General features: G+C 71.6%; 14 protein-coding genes. 10 read left to right on the top strand and 4 right to left on the bottom strand.

Annotated elements, in window-relative coordinates:
* Positions 1-69: 69 nt before the first annotated feature.
* Positions 70-1614 (bottom strand): IucA/IucC family protein, encoded by a 1545-nt coding sequence (locus JEQ17_RS11005; protein WP_234048153.1) that lies wholly within the window; start codon positions 1612-1614, stop codon positions 70-72.
* Between the two features lie 119 nt (positions 1615-1733).
* Between JEQ17_RS11005 and JEQ17_RS11010 the strand changes: the two genes are divergently transcribed.
* From JEQ17_RS11010 to JEQ17_RS11020, 3 genes are read left to right on the top strand one after another with little or no spacing between them, the layout of a single operon-like run.
* On the top strand, positions 1734-3281 hold the full coding sequence (locus tag JEQ17_RS11010) for an IucA/IucC family protein (RefSeq protein WP_200395071.1): 1548 nt from the start codon (positions 1734-1736) through the stop codon (positions 3279-3281).
* A gap of 32 nt (positions 3282-3313) precedes the next feature.
* Positions 3314-4591, top strand: a complete 1278-nt coding sequence (locus JEQ17_RS11015; RefSeq protein WP_200395072.1) for a VWA domain-containing protein — start codon at positions 3314-3316, stop codon at positions 4589-4591.
* Positions 4543-5505: a hypothetical protein gene (locus JEQ17_RS11020; RefSeq protein WP_407700045.1), complete on the top strand. Its 963-nt coding sequence runs from the start codon at positions 4543-4545 to the stop codon at positions 5503-5505. The genes JEQ17_RS11015 and JEQ17_RS11020 overlap by 49 nt, the downstream gene beginning before the upstream one ends.
* 187 nt (positions 5506-5692) lie before the next feature.
* Here JEQ17_RS11020 and JEQ17_RS11025 read toward each other — a convergent pair whose 3' ends face one another.
* The gene (locus JEQ17_RS11025; protein ID WP_200395074.1) at positions 5693-6325 is read right to left on the bottom strand and encodes a winged helix-turn-helix transcriptional regulator; all 633 of its coding nucleotides are present in this window, start codon (positions 6323-6325) and stop codon (positions 5693-5695) included.
* Between the two features lie 87 nt (positions 6326-6412).
* On the opposite strand from JEQ17_RS11025, the gene JEQ17_RS11030 reads away from it, so the two are divergent.
* The 3 genes from JEQ17_RS11030 to JEQ17_RS11040 all read left to right on the top strand — a co-directional run bounded on the left by JEQ17_RS11030 (position 6413) and on the right by JEQ17_RS11040 (position 8982).
* Positions 6413-7621, top strand: coding sequence for a pyridoxal phosphate-dependent aminotransferase (locus JEQ17_RS11030; RefSeq protein WP_200395075.1), 1209 nt, complete (start codon positions 6413-6415; stop codon positions 7619-7621).
* Positions 7622-7779: 158 nt separating this feature from the next.
* The gene (locus tag JEQ17_RS11035; protein ID WP_200395076.1) at positions 7780-8436 is read left to right on the top strand and encodes a hypothetical protein; all 657 of its coding nucleotides are present in this window, start codon (positions 7780-7782) and stop codon (positions 8434-8436) included.
* A 123-nt stretch (positions 8437-8559) separates the two neighbouring features.
* Positions 8560-8982: an acyl-CoA thioesterase gene (locus tag JEQ17_RS11040; protein WP_200395077.1), complete on the top strand. Its 423-nt coding sequence runs from the start codon at positions 8560-8562 to the stop codon at positions 8980-8982.
* 110 nt (positions 8983-9092) lie between these two features.
* Here JEQ17_RS11040 and JEQ17_RS11045 read toward each other — a convergent pair whose 3' ends face one another.
* Positions 9093-9497 carry a winged helix-turn-helix transcriptional regulator gene (locus tag JEQ17_RS11045; RefSeq protein ID WP_200395078.1) on the bottom strand — a complete coding sequence of 135 codons (405 nt, stop codon included), beginning with the start codon at positions 9495-9497 and terminating at the stop codon, positions 9093-9095.
* A 102-nt stretch (positions 9498-9599) separates the two neighbouring features.
* Here JEQ17_RS11045 and JEQ17_RS11050 point away from each other — a divergent pair, with 102 nt between their 5' ends.
* Positions 9600-11132, top strand: coding sequence for an MFS transporter (locus JEQ17_RS11050; RefSeq protein WP_267924774.1), 1533 nt, complete (start codon positions 9600-9602; stop codon positions 11130-11132).
* A gap of 94 nt (positions 11133-11226) precedes the next feature.
* On the opposite strand, the gene JEQ17_RS11055 is transcribed toward JEQ17_RS11050, so the two are convergent.
* Entirely contained in the window at positions 11227-12141 is a 915-nt protein-coding gene (locus JEQ17_RS11055; RefSeq protein ID WP_407700046.1) for an NAD(P)H-binding protein, read from the bottom strand.
* 96 nt (positions 12142-12237) lie between these two features.
* On the opposite strand from JEQ17_RS11055, the gene JEQ17_RS11060 reads away from it, so the two are divergent.
* The 3 genes from JEQ17_RS11060 (at position 12238) to JEQ17_RS11070 (ending at position 16524) form a co-directional block, all read left to right on the top strand.
* Complete coding sequence (locus tag JEQ17_RS11060; RefSeq protein WP_200395080.1) at positions 12238-13050, top strand: AraC family transcriptional regulator; 813 nt, start codon at positions 12238-12240, stop codon at positions 13048-13050.
* A 294-nt stretch (positions 13051-13344) separates the two neighbouring features.
* Positions 13345-15561 (top strand): alpha-N-acetylglucosaminidase, encoded by a 2217-nt coding sequence (locus tag JEQ17_RS11065; RefSeq protein WP_200395081.1) that lies wholly within the window; start codon positions 13345-13347, stop codon positions 15559-15561.
* Positions 15562-15708: 147 nt separating this feature from the next.
* Entirely contained in the window at positions 15709-16524 is an 816-nt protein-coding gene (locus JEQ17_RS11070; protein WP_200395082.1) for a chitosanase, read from the top strand.
* Positions 16525-16581 lie beyond the last annotated feature (57 nt).

Here is a 16581-nt window from a genome sequence, read left to right on the forward strand (position 1 = left end):
GCCTTGGGAGTAGCTGCGCCATGGGGAGCGCGTGCGGGTCGCTCGGGCGGCACATTGCGCGCCGCCCGCTCATTGCCCGCCGCCCGCCGATTGCCCGCCGCCCGCCGCGTCCGATGTGGGCAAGGGGTTCGGGACGGGCAGATAGCGGGCGTCGGCGCCGTCCGCGCCGGTCCAGCGCAGCAGCAGGTTCGTCTTGCCGGGCAGGGTCGGTGCCCGGAGCAGTTCGGCCGCCTCGGGCAGCTCAGCGTCGCACCGCGCCAGCTCTCGTCGCACGGGCCCCCAGAGCTCCATGCCCGGGTACCGCTCCCCCAGCGCCTCCGCGATCTCCAGGAGGTTGTTGACGACCAGGCAGTACACCAGCCGCTCCCACCCGGCCGCGCGCGTCACCTCGGGGAGCAGTTTCACGCCCTCCGCGTCGCGGAACAGCGCCTGCACCGGCATCCCGTCAGCGTCCACGGCGACCACCGTGTTCTGCAGATGCGCTTCGAGTACGACCCCGTGCCGGGCGAACAACTCCAGCGCGGGCGGGACGACTTGACGCAGATACGCCGACCACCAGGCGACCGGGTCGGCGAGGCCGTCGAGGGGGTTGCCCTCGAAGGCCTCCGTCAGCGCGGCCGCCAGGACCGGGGTCGCGCCGGGGGTCACCTGCGGACGCAGCCCGTCGCGTACGAGGACGGCGAGCTCCTCGAAGGCGAAGTCCGCGGTGCGGTAGCCGCGGTCGCTCAGCCAGGCCGCGGGGGTGTCCACGGCCGCGAAGGCCGAGGTCACCGCCGCGTCCGTGCGGCGCAGCCGGAGGAGGTCGTGGCGCCAGAGGCGGCGGATGTCGTTGGTGATGCGGACGTCGAGGCTGAACTTCAGGAAGAGGTCGGTGTCGGGGACGTACAGCGTGCGGATGGCCGCCGTCGGCCAGGCCGTCCACGAGGAGGACCCCAGCCGTACGAGGCGGCCGTCCGCGAAGGCCTCGCGGATCTCCGGGCGGGCGCCGACGAGGTCGAGCTGCCAGGGGTGGACGGGCAGGAGGCGATAGCCGGGCGGGGCCTCGCCCAGCGCGTCGAGCGCGCCCGTGTCACCGTCCTCCACGCACACGTCGCCCCTCAGCCCCAGGAGCACCAGCGGGAAGCGGGTGTACGCCTCCGGGGCGTACGGAATCCAGCCGGTGACCGGGCCGCCGCCGCGGGCCTTGGGGGCGGGATGGTAGGGATGTCCGGTGATCAGGGACTGTTCGGAACGCCGATACAGGTCGTCGGGCGGGGTCGTCCCGTCCCGGGCGGCCAGGATCGCCGCCACCGCGTCCCGGCTGTCGATCATCTCGACGGGCAGTTCGGGATTGGACAGGCCGGTGTGCCCGCGGAGGACCTCGGCGGTGAGTTTGACCAGTTCCGCGTGGCTCAGGCGCTGCCAGGCACCGGCGGCGTACGCCTCCGGCTCGGCGGGGCGGCGCCCGGCGCGCACCCGTAGGAGCCGTCCCCCGGCCGGGAGCCTGTACACCCGTCGGCCCACGGACTCCCCGGGCCCCTGTGCGGGCTCGCCGAGCTCCCGAAGCAGACAATTGAGCAGCGGCGCCGCCGCGTACGCATCGGCTGCTTCGCCGATGCCGGCCCCGGTGTTCATGGGGTGCATGGGGTGCATGAGGTCCACGCGATCCGTTCGTTGCGTACGGTGCCCTGGCGCTCAGTATGTCCGGCGTTGTACCCGGCCGCGACGCCGTCCCCACACCCTAGGAGCCCTCTGTGCACCCTCCCCGCACCCCGGCCGAGACCGAGGCCGTTCTCGCCGCCGAGCTGCGCACCGCACGCCCCGCCCTGCTGTCCCCGTACACGGCAGAACTCCCCGGTGCCCGCGCTGCCGTGCTGACCCGGCTGTGGCGCGGGCTCGTCCATGAGCCGCTGCCGTGGGTCGCGCGCCGGGAGGCGGCGGGGCGCGACGGGCTGGTGCTCCGGCTGGCCGACGGGCGTCGTCTGCACGGCCCGGCCTCGGACGCGTACGCGACAGGGGCCACCGTCATGGAGGTCGAGCTGGACGGGACGGCGTACCGCCACCCGGCCGCACTCATGACGGCGCTCGGGCTGCCGCACGGGCACGCCTTCGCCGTCGAACTCGGCCACAGCGTCGCCTCGTTGGCCCTTTCCCGCGCCAACCAGCCCGCGCCGAGCTCTCCTTTCACGTCCTGGGAGTGGGAGCAGCGGGTCGTGGACGGGCATCCGTTCCACCCCAACTGCCGTTCACGGCCCGGCTTTTCGGTGGCCGAGCAGCTGGCGTACGCGCCGGAGCACCGGGCGGACGTAGAGCTGGGGCTGATGGCCGTGCCGGAGGGTGGCTGCCTGGTGGGCGGCCAGTGGCCGTACCGGGAGGCGGGGCGGGTGCTGATCCCCGTACACCCGTGGCAGGCGCGGCATGTGCTGAAGGACGAGCGGGCGGTCGGGGAGGGCGTCGCCGGGGAGAGCCTGGCCGCGCATCCCCTGATGTCCCTGCGCACCCTGGCCCTCCCGGACGGACCGCACGTCAAGACCGCGCTCAGCGCCCGGCTGACCTCCTCCGTGCGGGACATCTCGGTGTACTCGATCGAGTCCGCGGCGGCCGTCTCGGCGTTCATGGAGGCGATGGCCGGGCGTCTGGACGGGATGCTGCACATCACCAGGACCCTCGGCGCGGTCACCGCCAACACCCCTGATCTGGCAGCGGTGTTGCGCGAGTCCCCGGACGTGTACGCGGGGACGGGCGAGCGGGTCGTGCCGGTCGCCGCTCTCGCCTCGACCGTGCTGCCCCAGTCCCCGGCCTGGCTGGCCGAGTTCAGCCGGCTCGCGCTCGCCGTCGGGCTGCGGCTGCTCGACCTGGGCGTGGCCCTGGAGGCCCACGGCCAGAACCTGCTGGTGGTGCTCTCGCCCGCGGGCGCCCCGCTGCGGCTCGTCTACCGCGATCTGGCCGACATCCGGATCAGCCCGGCGCGGCTGGCCCGCCACGGCATTCCGGCCCCGGACCTGACGGGCCGTATCGTCACGGACGACGAGTCCGTCCTGCGCAGCAAGCTGTTCGGTTCGCTCGTCGCGGGCGCACTGGCGGCGACGGCGGGTTCGGCGACCGCCCTGGGAGAGGCCCTGTCCACGGCCGTACGGGATCTGCCGCGCACCCCGGATCTCGCGGCACTGCTCGAAGAGCCGCTGCCGGCCAAGGCGTTGGCGACGATGCGGCTTTCGCCCGAGCGGCCGGGGGACATCTGGGCGCGCTTGCCGAACCCGCTCGCCGACCCGGATGTCACCCCGCCCCGCCCCTCGTTTTGATGCGTGACGCCATTGATCAATAGGATCCGGCGATGATCACAAGACAACGGCTGGCGGTGGGCGCCTGCGCCCTGCTCGCCGCCCTGACGGCCGGGATCGCCCTCCCGGCCGGAGCCGTCGCCGGCGAACCCACGGGTGACGCAGCACCCAAGGTCGACCTCGTCCTCGACGTCAGCGGTTCGATGCGCGCGCGGGACATCGACGGACAGACACGGATGGCCGCGGCGAAGCAGGCCTTCAACGAGGTCCTCGACGCGACCCCCGAGGAGGTCCAGCTCGGCATACGGACACTCGGCGCCAACTACCCCGGCGACGACCGCAAGACGGGCTGCAAGGACACCGAACAGCTCTACCCCGTCGGCCCGTTGGACCGCACGGAGGCGAAGACCGCCGTCGCGACCCTCGCGCCCACCGGCTGGACCCCGATCGGCCCGGCGCTCCTCAAGGCGGCCGACGACCTGGAGGGCGGCGAGGGATCCCGCCGTATCGTCCTCATCAGCGACGGAGAGGACACCTGCGCCCCGCTGGACCCGTGCGAGGTGGCGCGGGAGATCGCCGCCAAGGGGATCGGCCTCACCATCGACACGCTCGGTCTGGTGCCGAACACCAAACTGCGGCAACAGCTGAGCTGTATCGCGGAGGCGACCGGCGGAACGTACACCTCGATCGAGCACACCGACGAACTCACCGACAAGGTCAACCAGTTGGTGGACCGGGCCGCCGACCCGGTGGTCACTCCGGTCGCCGTGGACGGCGCCGACGCGTGCGCGCAGGCGCCCACCCTCAAGTCCGGGCTCTACACCGACCGCGAGGAGTTCGGACAGCACCGCTGGTACCGCGTGGACGTCCCGGCGGGCTTCGAGCTGCGCGCGTCGGTGAGCGTGGCGGCCGACCGTCAGGTCGACCGCGACTACGGGGTGTCGCTGCGGGCGGTGACCGCGAGCGGGCGCGAGATCGTGCGCGGCGAGTCGACCGGCTCCGGCCGGACCGACGTCATGTCCGCGGGTCTGCGCTACCCCAAGGCGGAGAGCGAGGACGACGACGCCGACAGCAAGCCCGCGGCCGAGGCCGTGTGCCTCCAGGTCGCCAACTCCTTCTCGGCGGCCTCCGGCGTCAAGACCACGCCCGGACTGCCGCTCGAACTGACCGTGGACGTCGTCGACGGTCCCGACACATCGAGCGACGTGGCCTCCTTCGGCCTCGGTCGCGGCTGGTGGCTGCTCGGCGCCCTGGTGCTCACCGGCTTCCTCGCGGGTGTGCTGTGGGGCTGGGTCTCGCGCTGGCGGGTCGCGGTCTGGAGGACCAACTGATGCGTGCTTCTCGTGTGTTGAACCCCCGTGCGTTGAGCCCGCGTGCGTTGGGCTCCCGTGCGTCGGACACTCGTGTGTCGAGTGTCGGCCGGGCAGGTGGTGCTGGGCGAGCAGGTCGTGTCGTCCGTGCGGTGGGTGCGGGTCTGCTGGTGCTGGGGGCCGCCGCGTCCCCCGCCGTCGCCGACTCCTCCCCCTCCGCGAGCCCGTCCGACGACGGCGCCGCGCCCACCTCGGCCGGTACGTCGTTCCGTACGGCGACCGAGGTCGACCAGGGCCAGAAGGCCACGGCGAGCGCGTCCATGGGCGACTACCTGTACTGGTCGTTCCCCGCCGACGCCGGGCAGCGGCCCACCGTGAAGGCGACGGTGAAGCTGCCCGACGCGCATGCCTCGGCGACCTGGCAGGTCGACGTGTACGACGGGCTGCGGCGCCGCCAGGCGTGCCAGTACGGGGCGCAGACGCGGACGGCCGCCCAGGACGCGGCCTCCGTTGAGCTGTCCTGCACGCTGCGTACGGTCCGTGCCTGGTCCGAGCCGTGGGCCGACGACCCGTTGCCGGGCACGTACTACGTCCGGCTGACCACGGTCGGCCTCAAGGCGGCCGATCTCGGGCTGCCGGTGAGCGCCGAGGTCCAGGTCGACTCGAAGGATGTCGGCGGGGCCGCCGCGGTGGATGGCTCGTTGGCCGAGCCGCTCGTTCCCGGGGTCGCCGTGGCGGCCGAGGGCGGCGACAGCGACGAGGAGTCCGAGGGGTCGGTCGCCGTGCTGTCCAGCATCGAGCCCGATGACGGCTGGGCCTCCGGCTGGTGGTCCGATCGTTGGGTGTGGACTGCGGTGGGGGGTGTGTTGGCGGCGCTTGCGGGGGTTGGTGGGTACTCGTTGACGCGGGGGCGGTCTGTGCGGCCGACCCCGTAGCGCTCCGTTCGACGGCCGGTTCTTGTCTGCGGGACGGTGAGGGCTGGTCGCGCAGTTCCCCGCGCCCCTTGAAGGGGCGTTGCGCCTCAGCAAGTTTGAAATCGGGCCTGCTCGGCCCTCTCCGCCAAAAGCCACGCCGCGCCAACTCCATGGCGCGGCGGGGCTTTTGGTGTTCCGGGGTACGGGGTCACGCCTCCCGGAGTGTCTTGGCCAGGGGGCTTTCGCCTGTGACCGTGATGCGGCCGGTGCGTACCGCGTCGAGGAGGGGCAGGTCGCCTCTTGCGAGTGCTGTGCATGCCTCGGCGTCGAGGGTGAGGCCGGTGTCGGGTTCCTCGGGGGCCGGGCCCTCCCCGTAGACGGGGCCGCCCTGTGCGCCGAGGCGGACGTAGAACTCCCCCTCGTCCAGGTGGACTTGGACGACGCCGTCGCCAAGTCCCTCCAGGGAGCGCAGCAATGGCAGGGCGAACCAGTGGGCGCGTACCGCGTCGGTGGGGCGGCGTTCCGCCAGCAGGGGTGCGCCCCACTCGCCGAGTGCCTGGAGGACGGGCAGCAACTCGCGGCCACGGGCGGTGAGTTCGTACACGTTCGCTGCTCCCGGCGGCGGCAGCCGTCGCCGGGTCGCCAGGCCGTCGCGCTCCATGTCCTTGAGGCGGGAGGCGAGGACGTCCGTGCTCACGCCGGGCAGATCCGCGTGCAGGTCGGTGTAGCGGCGCGGACCGGCCAACAGCTCGCGGACGATCAGGAGGGTCCAGCGGTCACCGAGGGCGTCGAGGGCCCGGGCAGCGGAACAGTACTGGTCGTAGCTTCGGCGAGGTGACATGCGACGCAGTCTAGACAACTTGTTGGACTTTCCAAGCTCGAACTTGGTAAAACCAAGCAACACACGAAACCGGAGGGGCGAGCGCGCATGGAGTTCCGGCAGTCGAACAAGCTCAGCGAGGTCTGCTACGAGATCCGGGGCCCGGTGATCGAGCACGCAGACGCGCTGGAGAAGGCAGGCCACAGCGTGCTGCGCCTGAACACCGGCAACCCCGCGCTCTTCGGCTTCGAGGCGCCGGAGGAGATCCTCCAGGACATGATCCGGATGCTGCCGCAGGCGCACGGGTACACGGACTCGCGCGGAATCCTCTCCGCCCGCCGGGCCGTTGCGGGGCGCTACCAGACACTGGGCCTGGAGGTCGGCGTCGACGACGTCTTCCTCGGCAACGGCATCTCCGAGCTGATCTCGATGGCCGTGCAGGCGCTGGTCGAGGACGGCGACGAAATCCTCATCCCCGCCCCGGACTTCCCCCTCTGGACGGCCGTCACGACCCTCGCGGGCGGCAAGGCGGTCCACTACCTCTGCGACGAACAGGCCGACTGGTACCCGGACCTGGACGACATGGCGTCGAAGATCACGGACCGCACCAAGGCCGTGGTCATCATCAACCCGAACAATCCCACCGGCGCGGTCTATCCGAAGGAGATCATCGAGGGCATCCTCGACCTCGCCCGCCGACACGGCCTGATGGTCTTCGCCGACGAGATCTACGACCAGATCCTGTACGACGACGCTGTTCACCACTCGGTCGCCGCACTCGCCCCCGACCTGGTCGTCCTCACGTTCTGCGGGCTGTCGAAGACGTACCGGGTGGCCGGATTCCGCTCGGGCTGGCTGGTGGTCACCGGTCCCAAGCAGCACGCAAAGAACTATCTGGAGGGCCTGACCATGCTGGCCTCCATGCGTCTGTGCGCCAACGCACCCGCGCAGTACGCCATCCAGGCCGCGCTCGGCGGCCGGCAGTCCATCCACGAGCTGACCGCTCCGGGCGGGCGTCTGCACGAACAGCGCACCGTGGCCTGGGAGAAGCTCAACGAGATCCCCGGCGTGTCCTGCGTGAAGCCGAAGGGCTCGTTGTACGCGTTCCCGCGCCTGGATCCCAAGGTCCACAAGATCCACGACGACGAGAAGTTCGTCCTGGACCTGCTGCTGCGGGAGAAGATCCAGGTCGTCCAGGGCACCGGCTTCAACTGGCCGACCCCCGACCACTTCCGCATCCTCACCCTCCCGCACGCCGACGACCTGGACGCGGCGATCAGCCGGATCGGCCGGTTCCTGAGCGGCTACCGGCAGTAGGAGGAGGCCGGGCAGCAGGCGCAGGTCCGAGCGGACGGTGTGCTTCACGGGCCGGCGACGGAGCGATGTCAGACCCGGGTCGTAGTCTTCGAATGGGCCCACTGATCGCCTGGATCGTCGGTCGGGCCCGCTCATCGACGGACCGGGAGGAGCGCGCCGTGACACGACCGCCGACCGCCGCCCAGCGGCGCGTCATCGACGCGGCCGATCCCGTGACCGGGCGGCTCAGAGGTACGGAGAGCCAGCTCGCGGCGCTGGTGAAGCGAGAGCTCGCGTTCCGGCATCCGCGTCCGCCGCACGATCACTTCCTGACGCCCGCCGGGCATCGGATCCGCGAGGAGACCGCCAACGCGGCGGAGAGCGCTCCGGAAGCCGCCGAGCCCGCCCGGGAACCTGCCCGGGAGTCCTCCGGGGTGTTCACCGCGCGGGTCGGCGGCGAGGAGGGCATCGACTCCGGTCCGTCGCGCATACGTGAGGTGCACAGCGCCTGGCAGGGGCTGCTCGAACTGCGCCGCATGACCAATCCGCACGGGGTCGTGGACCGGCCGTGCGCGTGGGAGCGTACGCATCTCGTGCAGGCCGCCGCGCTCGCGCTGGAGGCGGCGGGGCACCGGCCGGCGGACGCGCCCACGGACTCCGAGGGGTACCGGGTGCGGGCGACGCCCCAGCCGGAGGCCGTCGCCGTGCGCGGACCGGACGCCGAGGCCCTGCGGGAGTGCGCGGCGACGCTGGAACAGGCAGGCTGGCAGGTGGGCGAGCACACGGAGCCGCGTACGGGCGCGCGGTATCTGCTGGCCTCGCCGCGACGGACGTGACGGCCCCCGAATGCCCTACGACATTCAATGGTTGACGGCCTTGAGCAACCGCTCAGTACGCTTGCGCCCAATCTGCTTGCCGTCGAACCCGCAGAAGTCACTGCAGCCACTGAAGGAGAAGTCATGGCCGAACCGTTTTCCGTCCCGGTGACCGTGCGTGGGTACGAGACCGATGTCCAGGGGCACCTGAACCAGGCCGTGTACGTGAACTACGCGGAGCACGCCCGCTGGTCGTTACTGCAGGCCGCCGGGATCACCCAGGCCGGTCTGGCCGCCAAGGGCGTGGGCCCGGTGTCCCTGGAGATGACCGTCCGCTACCGGCGGGAGCTGCGGGCCGGCGACGAGGTCGAAGTGACCTGTGAATTCATCTGGGGCGAGGGCAAGACGTTCCGGATCGAACAGACGATCCGCAAGCCCGACGGCACCGTCGCCGCCGAGCTCACGGCGGTCGGCGGCCTGATGGACCTCAAGGAACGAAAGCTGGTGGCGGACCCGAGGGACTACTTCCGCGCACTGGCCTCGGACCCGGGCCGGTTCGGCCTCTGAGCCATGTGAGGGGGCGGGCGCGCCCCCTCAGGGGCGCGGGGAACTGCGCGCCCAGCCACAACGCACCCGCAGCCGACACACCACACCAGGCACCCGACTCACGGCGAAGCTCACAACGGAGCGCCCAGCTCCGGCCGGTGCTCGGCGTCATACGCGGCGCGTGACTCGGCGATCGTCACGCGATGCCGCTCCGCCCAGTCGGTCAGCCCGAGCAGGCTGGCGTGCAACTCACGGGCCACCGGCGTGAGTTCGTACTCCACCTTCGGCGGAACCGTCGGGTGGACGGTCCGCGTGAGAAGTCCGTCGCGCTCCAGATTGCGCAGGGTCAGCGTGAGCATGCGACGGCTGATGCCCTCGATGCTGCGCTCCAGCTCGGTGAAGCGGATCGGGCCGTGAGCGGCGGCCACGATGATCATCACGCTCCATTTGCCCGCGACCCTGTCAAGAACTTCCCGGACCGGGCAGCCCTCCGCGCTCACGACCTGCGACGTAACACCGGTGTTCCCCTGGGACATTGAAGTGCCTCCTTACGCCGGTTTCCATAGTCACCCACGATGTCCTCCGTTACAAGTCGTGCACCTATGGAACAACCTGCAGCGATACGGAGGGCCAAGGCCATGACGTCCCGGAACGGGTCACCCACAGAGCGACCCACACCGCACCCGGAGCAGAGTCCGGCACAGCGAACGTACTCCCGTTGGGCGTCCCTCGTCGTGCTGTGCGCGGGCACGTTGATGACCATCCTTGACGGCAACATCGTGACCGTCGCGATGCCCGCGATCCAGAGCGACCTCGGCTTCTCGGCCCCGGGACTCGCCTGGGTCGTGAACGCGTACCTGATCCCGTTCGGCGGGCTGTTGCTGCTCGTGGGGCGGCTCGGTGATCTGGTCGGCCGGAAGCGGATGTTCGTGGCCGGGCTCGTCGTGTTCACCGTGGCGTCCGTGCTGTGCGGGGTCGCCACGAGCCAGGGCATGCTGATCGCGGCGCGCGCGGTGCAGGGCGTCGGCGGGGCGATGACCGCGGCCGTGGTGCTCGGCATGCTCGTCGCACTCTTCCCCGAGCCGCGCGAACAGGCCAAGGCGATCGCCGTGTTCAGCGCGGTCGGCGCGGCGGGCGGCGCGCTCGGCACCTTCCTCGGCGGGGCCCTGACCCAGGCGCTCAACTGGCACTGGATCTTCCTGATCAACCTGCCGATCGGGATCGTGGCCTGGATCGCGGCCCTCCGCGTCCTTGCCCCCGACCGTGGCGCCGGGCTCGGCAGGGGCGCCGACTACCCGGGGGCCGCGCTGGTCACCGGCGCGTTGATGCTCACGGTGTACGCGATCGTGGGCGCCGGCGAACGCGGGCTGGGCGCCACGCTCGTGCTGGGGGCCGTCTCCGTCGCGCTCTTCGTCGCCTTCACCCTGCGGCAGGCGCGGGCCGCCCGTCCACTGCTGCGGCTGAGGCTGTTCCGCTCACGCCTGCTCACCGGCGCGAACGGGGTGCAGATCCTGATGGTCGCGGCGATGTTCGGCTTCCAGTACATCGGGGCGCTGTATCTCCAACGTGTGCTGGGCTTCAGCGAGTTGATGACCGGCACGGCGTTCCTGCCCGCGCCCGTCCTGATCGGGGTGCTGATGCTGGGCCTGTCCGCGCGGACGATCGGCCGCTTCGGCCCGTACCGCGTGCTGCTCGCCGGGCTCGTACTCATCACGGCCGGGATGGCGCTCCTCGCCCGGGTGCCGGCCGACGGCTCGTACGTCGTCGACGTGCTGCCCGCGCTGCTGCTGCTCTCCACCGGGTTCGCGGCGGCGATGCCCGCGGTGACCGGGCTCGCGATGTCCGGCGCCCTGGAGGAGGACGCCGGCCTGGCGTCCGGCCTCTTCAGCACCACCCAGGTGGTGGGAGGTTCCCTGGGCCTCGCCACCCTCACGACCCTCGCGGCGAGCCGCACGGACGGCCTCGTGGACGACGGCACGGCCCTCGCCACGGCCACCGCGGACGGATACCGGCTGGCGTTCACGGTCGGTACGGGGATCGCGCTGGCGGGGCTGGTGCTCGCGGCGGGGGTGCTGCGGCCGGGGCGCGAGTCGGCCTCGGAACCGGTGAAGGCCGAGGCCGATTCCGGGGCGGATTCCGAGGCCGGGGAACGTGTGGAGATGTCCGGCTGAGGCGGCTGCCGCAGGAGCAGGGCCAGGAGCAGGGCTCACGTGCGGGAGTGCGGCTGTGGCGAGCGTTCCCCACAGCCGCACTCCCGCCCCCGTCTCAGCTCTCGCCGAACGCCGCCCTGTGGTCCACCGCCCACTCCCGGTACGTGCGCGGCGGCCGGCCCAGCACCCGCAGCACCTCCTCCGTGACGACGGCGTTGCCACCACCGCGTACGTACGCGCTGCCGGCCAGCACACCTTCCACGTACTCCGCGTCCATGCCCCACTCGGTCAGCCGGGCGCGTGACTCGTCCGGCGTGAGGTCCTCGGTGGCGACCGGGCGGCCGAGTACGTCGGCGAGGATGGCGGCCTGATCGGGGACGCCGAGCGTCTCGGGGCCGGTGAGCGTGTAGGTGTGGCCCGCGTGCCGTGCGGAGAGCAGCGCCTCCACGGCGACCTCGGAGACGTCGCGCGGGTCGATGACACCCTGTAGGCCGTCGCCGGTCATGTTCGGTACGGGTTCGCCGGTCCGGATGGCCTCGGCCCAGCTCAGGGTGTTCGAGGCGAAGGCCGAGGGGCGCAGGACGGTCCACTCCAACTCGCTCCCCCTTACGGCCTGTTCGCCCGGGAGGTGCCAGGTGCCGACCCTGCCGACGGCGGGGTCGCCGGTACCGATCGCCGACAGTTTCACGACTCGGCGTACGCCCGCCGCGCGGGCCTGCTCGACCAGGGCCCGGTCGCGGTCCGCGTCGTCCGGACCCAGGACGCCGACGAGGAACACGGCCGAGGCACCGGCCATGGCCGCGTCCACGGACGCGGGGTCGAGGTAGTCCCCTCGCACCACCTCGACCTCCGCCTCCGCCCCTGCCCCTCCCCCTGTCCCTGCCCCGTCGGGCACCCGGGCCCTGGCCCGAGCCTGGGCCTGGGCCTTGGACGGGTCGCGGGTCAGTGCGCGGACCTTCTCCCCTCGCTGTGCGAGTTGTCGTACGACTTCGCTGCCTATGGTGCCCGTGGCACCGGTGATGAGGATCATGAGTACCAGCGTGTCCAGCGGGTCGCCGGAAGCTCTAGGAAATTCCGGCACGGTTCGGCAGCCCGTGCGGCTGTCCGGCGCGTCTACGGTGGACGGGTGACCAACGACGTTGCCGAGCGCACGCTTCCCGCCCCCGACGCGTTGCGGCCGTGGATCGACGGCATCGAGATCGGGGCGGCGGTCGACAGCGACAGTGCGTCGCGCGAGCCGTTCACCCGTGTCCCGGACGCCGCTACGAAGGTCGTCGTGCGGGTCGACGCGAACGGTCACCGGGACACGCTCGTCGTCGGGCCGCGCACCCGGGCCACCTATCACACGAGCAAGCGGCTCGCGTCGTGTGTGCAGGTGCGGCTCGGGCCGGGTACGGCGCGGCCGTTGCTCGGTGTCCCGGCGGTCGAGCTCGTGGGGCGGGTGGTGCGGCTCGGGGACCTTCCCGGTGCGTCCGCGCGTCAACTCGCGGACGAGTTGCGGTGGTTGGAGGGCGAGGATGCGGTGGGCCGGTTGATGGAGGTGCTGCCGGGGCGGCTTGCGGCCGGTGACGGGGCGGATCGTTCTCGGCGGGAGGTTTTGCGGGCTGCCGTCGAGGCGTTGTCGACGGATGTGGAGCGTGTTCCTTCGCAGGTGCGGGAGTTGGCTCGGCGGTTGGCCGTGAGTGAGCGGCAGTTGCGGAATCTGTTCGCGGAGGGGGTGGGGGTTTCTCCGAAGCACTTTGCTCGGATCGGGCGGGTTCGGCATGTGCTGGCGCATGGTGGGGGGACGGGGTGGGCGGAGCTTGCCGCGTCCACCGGGTACTACGACCAGTCCCATATGACGGCCGACTTCCGCACGCTGATGGGCGTCCCGCCCCGCTCCTTCTTCACCGGCCGCCTCCCGACGGCCCAGCCTTGCCAGTCCCTGAGCCGGGTGTGATCCGGGGAGGTTTCTCGCCCCCGCCGCCCCTACCCGTCCCGTCCCTGGGGGCTCCGCCCCCAGACCCCGCTGAAATTCAGCCCCTCCGGCGTTTGAGGAGCGGGGGTTCGGGGGCTGGCCCCCGAAAGGGACGGGAATGGGTGGGGGCGGCGGGGGCGAAAGAATCCCCCGGCCAGTTCACCGCCGGTTCTCCCCCATGTGGCCCAGCCGCCGTGCCCAGGTCCCCCCACCGCGGGTATCCCTCCCACGGCACCCCCACGCCCGTCCCCACCGTCGCGAACCGGAGACCCACCCATGCCGCTGGCCCGTCGCGCGTTCCTCACCGCAGTCGCCGGCGCAGCCGGTACCGTCGCTTGTTCTCACGCACCCGCACACTCGGACGGCACCCCGGCCAAGGAGGCACCCGTGACGGAGGCGGCAGCAGCAGCGGCGACAAGGGCGGCCAGGCGGCTCCTCCCCCACCACTGGCGGCAGTTGCGATTCGAGGCGACGGGCACCAGGACGGACACCTTCAGAGTCTCCGGCGACACCGGCCGCATCACCATCACCGGCAACACCGCGGCCACCCAACTCATCGGCCTCCGCTGGTACTTGAAGCACACCGCGCACGCCAACATCAGCTGGGCGGGCGAGCAGCTCGACCTCCCGACGGACCTGCCCGGCCTCGCCGAACCGGTCACCCGGACGGCCAACGTCCCGCACCGCTTCGCCCTCAACGACACGAACGACGGCTACACGGGCGCGTACAACGACTGGACCTACTGGGAGCGCGAGCTGGACGTGCTGGCGCTGCACGGCTACAACGAGGTGCTGGTGTACGCGGGCGCGGACGCGCTGTACCACCGGGTGTTCCGCGGGTTCGGGTACACGGACGAGGAACTGCGGCAGTGGATCGCGGGGCCCGCCCACCAGCCGTGGTGGCTGATGCAGAATCTCGCCGCCTTCCCGGATCCCGTGTCGCGGCAACTCCTCGACGCCCGCGCCGCGCTCGGGCGCCGAATCACCGACCGGGTACGGGAGTTGGGCATGACGCCCGTGTTCCCCGGCTACTTCGGCACGGTCCCGCCGGGCTTCGCCGACCGGAACGAAGGGGCCCGCACCGTTCCCCAGGGCACCTGGATGGGACTCCGGCGCCCCGACTGGCTCGACCCTCGCACCGAGCACTTCGCGCGCGTCGCGGCGGCCTTCTACCGGGCCCAGGACGAGATGTTCGGCGGCCCTTCGACGCTCTACAAGATGGACCTGCTGCACGAGGGCGGCGACCCGGGTGACGTTCCGGTCGCCGACGCGGCGAAGGGCGTCGAGAAGGCGCTGCTCACCGCGCACCCGGACGCGATCTGGGTCATCCTCGGCTGGCAGCGCAACCCGCCGCGGGCGATCGTCGACGCCGTGGACAAGTCCCACATGCTCGTCGTCGACGGACTTTCCGACCGCTTCCCGAAGGTCACGGACCGCGAGGCCGACTGGGGCGACACCCCGTACGCCTTCGGCTCGATCTGGAACTTCGGCGGCCATACGACCCTGGGCGCCAACACCCCCGACTGGGCAGCCCTGTTCAACCAGTGGCGCACCAAGCCGGGCAGCACCCTCCGCGGGGTCGCCCTGCTCCCCGAGGCCGCCGACAACAACCCCGCCGCGTTCGACCTGTTCTCCGAACTCGCCTGGGAGGACGGCGAGTTGGATCTGAAGGCGTGGTTCAGGGAGTGGGCCCTCTCCCGCTACGGCGCCCGCGATCCGCACGCCGAGGCCGCCTGGGACATCCTGCGCCGCACCGCGTACGGCACGACACGCGCCGACTCCTGGAGCGAGGGCGCCGACGGACTGTTCGGCGCCCGTCCCTCACTCACGGCGAAGTCGGCCGCCAAGTGGTCGCCCAAGCAACTCCGGTACGACGCCGACGAGTTCGAGCCCGCGCTCGGCGAACTGCTCCGGGTGCGCGCGAACCTCCGGAACTCCTCCGCCTACCGCCGCGACCTCCTCGACGTGGCACGCCAGGCCGTATCCAACCGCAGCCGCGTCCTCCTCCCCCGCATCAGAAAGGCGTACGAGGCCGGGGACGCGTCCGACTTCGACCGGATGACCGGGGACTGGCTCGCCCTGATGGACGTACTGGAGACCCTGCTGGCCACCGACTCCGGGCATCTGCTGGGGCGTTGGGTCGCCGACGCGCGGGCCTGGGGCGCGGACGCGGCGGAGCGGGACCGGCTGGCGTACGACAATCTGTCGCTGCTGACGGTGTGGGGCACCCGGCAGGGCGCGGACGCCGGACTGCGCGACTACGGCAACCGTGAGTGGGCGGGTCTGGTCGGCGGGCTCTACCGGCTGCGGTGGTCGACGTACTTCACCGAACTGCGGGCCGCGATGGCCGAGAATCGCGCGCCGGAAGTCGTCGACTGGTTCACCATGGAGGACCGCTGGACCCGTCGGCCGGGGCACCTCGCCACCAGGCCCACCGGTGACACGTACGAAGCCGCCGTCCGCGTACGAGAACTGCTGGTCACGACCCGCTAGCCGGTCCCGCGCCGCCACCCGGCCCCGTCGTACGGCCTCGACTCCTCCACAACACGCACCTCCTTGACGGGTATACGTCACTCCGAATTTCTGGTAGGAAACCTTCCTAACAGTACGGAGAACGGCTCCCACCCCACTGGAGGTCCCGTGCACACCCCCCACATACGATCCTCGCGTCGAACGCTTCTCGCGCTGATCGGAGCATCCCTGGTGGCAGGTCCCGTCATCGCCACCAGGTCCGCGAGCGCCGCGCCGGCCGGCCTCGACGACCCGGCGAAGAAGGAGATCGCCATGAAGCTGGTCTCCAGCGCGGAGAACTCCTCGCTGGACTGGAAGGCGCAGTACAAGTACATCGAGGACATCGGCGACGGCCGCGGCTACACGGCCGGGATCATCGGCTTCTGCTCCGGTACGGGCGACATGCTCGACCTCGTCGAGCTGTACACGCAGCGCAGGCCGGGCAACGTACTGGCCGGGTACCTGCCGGCCCTGCGTCGCGTCGACGGCACCGACTCCCACGAGGGCCTCGACCCCGGATACCCGGACGCCTGGCGCCGGGCCGCCCAGGACGAGGCGTTCCGGCGGGCCCAGAACGACGAGCGTGACCGCGTCTACTTCAACCCCGCGGTCGGGCGGGGCAAGGCCGACGGCATCGGCACGCTCGGCCAGTTCGCGTACTACGACGCCATCGTGATGCACGGCGACGGCGGCGACAGTACGAGTTTCAGCAGCATCCGCAGGCGCGCCCTCGACCGGGCCAGGCCCCCGGCCCAGGGCGGCGACGAGGTGACGTACCTCAACGCCTTCCTCGACGCCCGGGTGTGGGCGATGAAGCAGGAGGAGGCCCACGAGGACACCAGCCGCGTGGACACCGCCCAGCGCGTCTTCCTCAGGAACCGGAACCTGAACCTGGATCCGCCCCTGGACTGGCAGGTCTACGGGGACAGCTACCACATCGGCTGAACCCGTTTGCCTGAAAACCCAAGGGCGCGGCACGTGTGACGTGCCGCGCCCTGCCGT

Source organism: Streptomyces liliifuscus, assembly GCF_016598615.1.
GTDB lineage: Bacteria > Actinomycetota > Actinomycetes > Streptomycetales > Streptomycetaceae > Streptomyces > Streptomyces liliifuscus.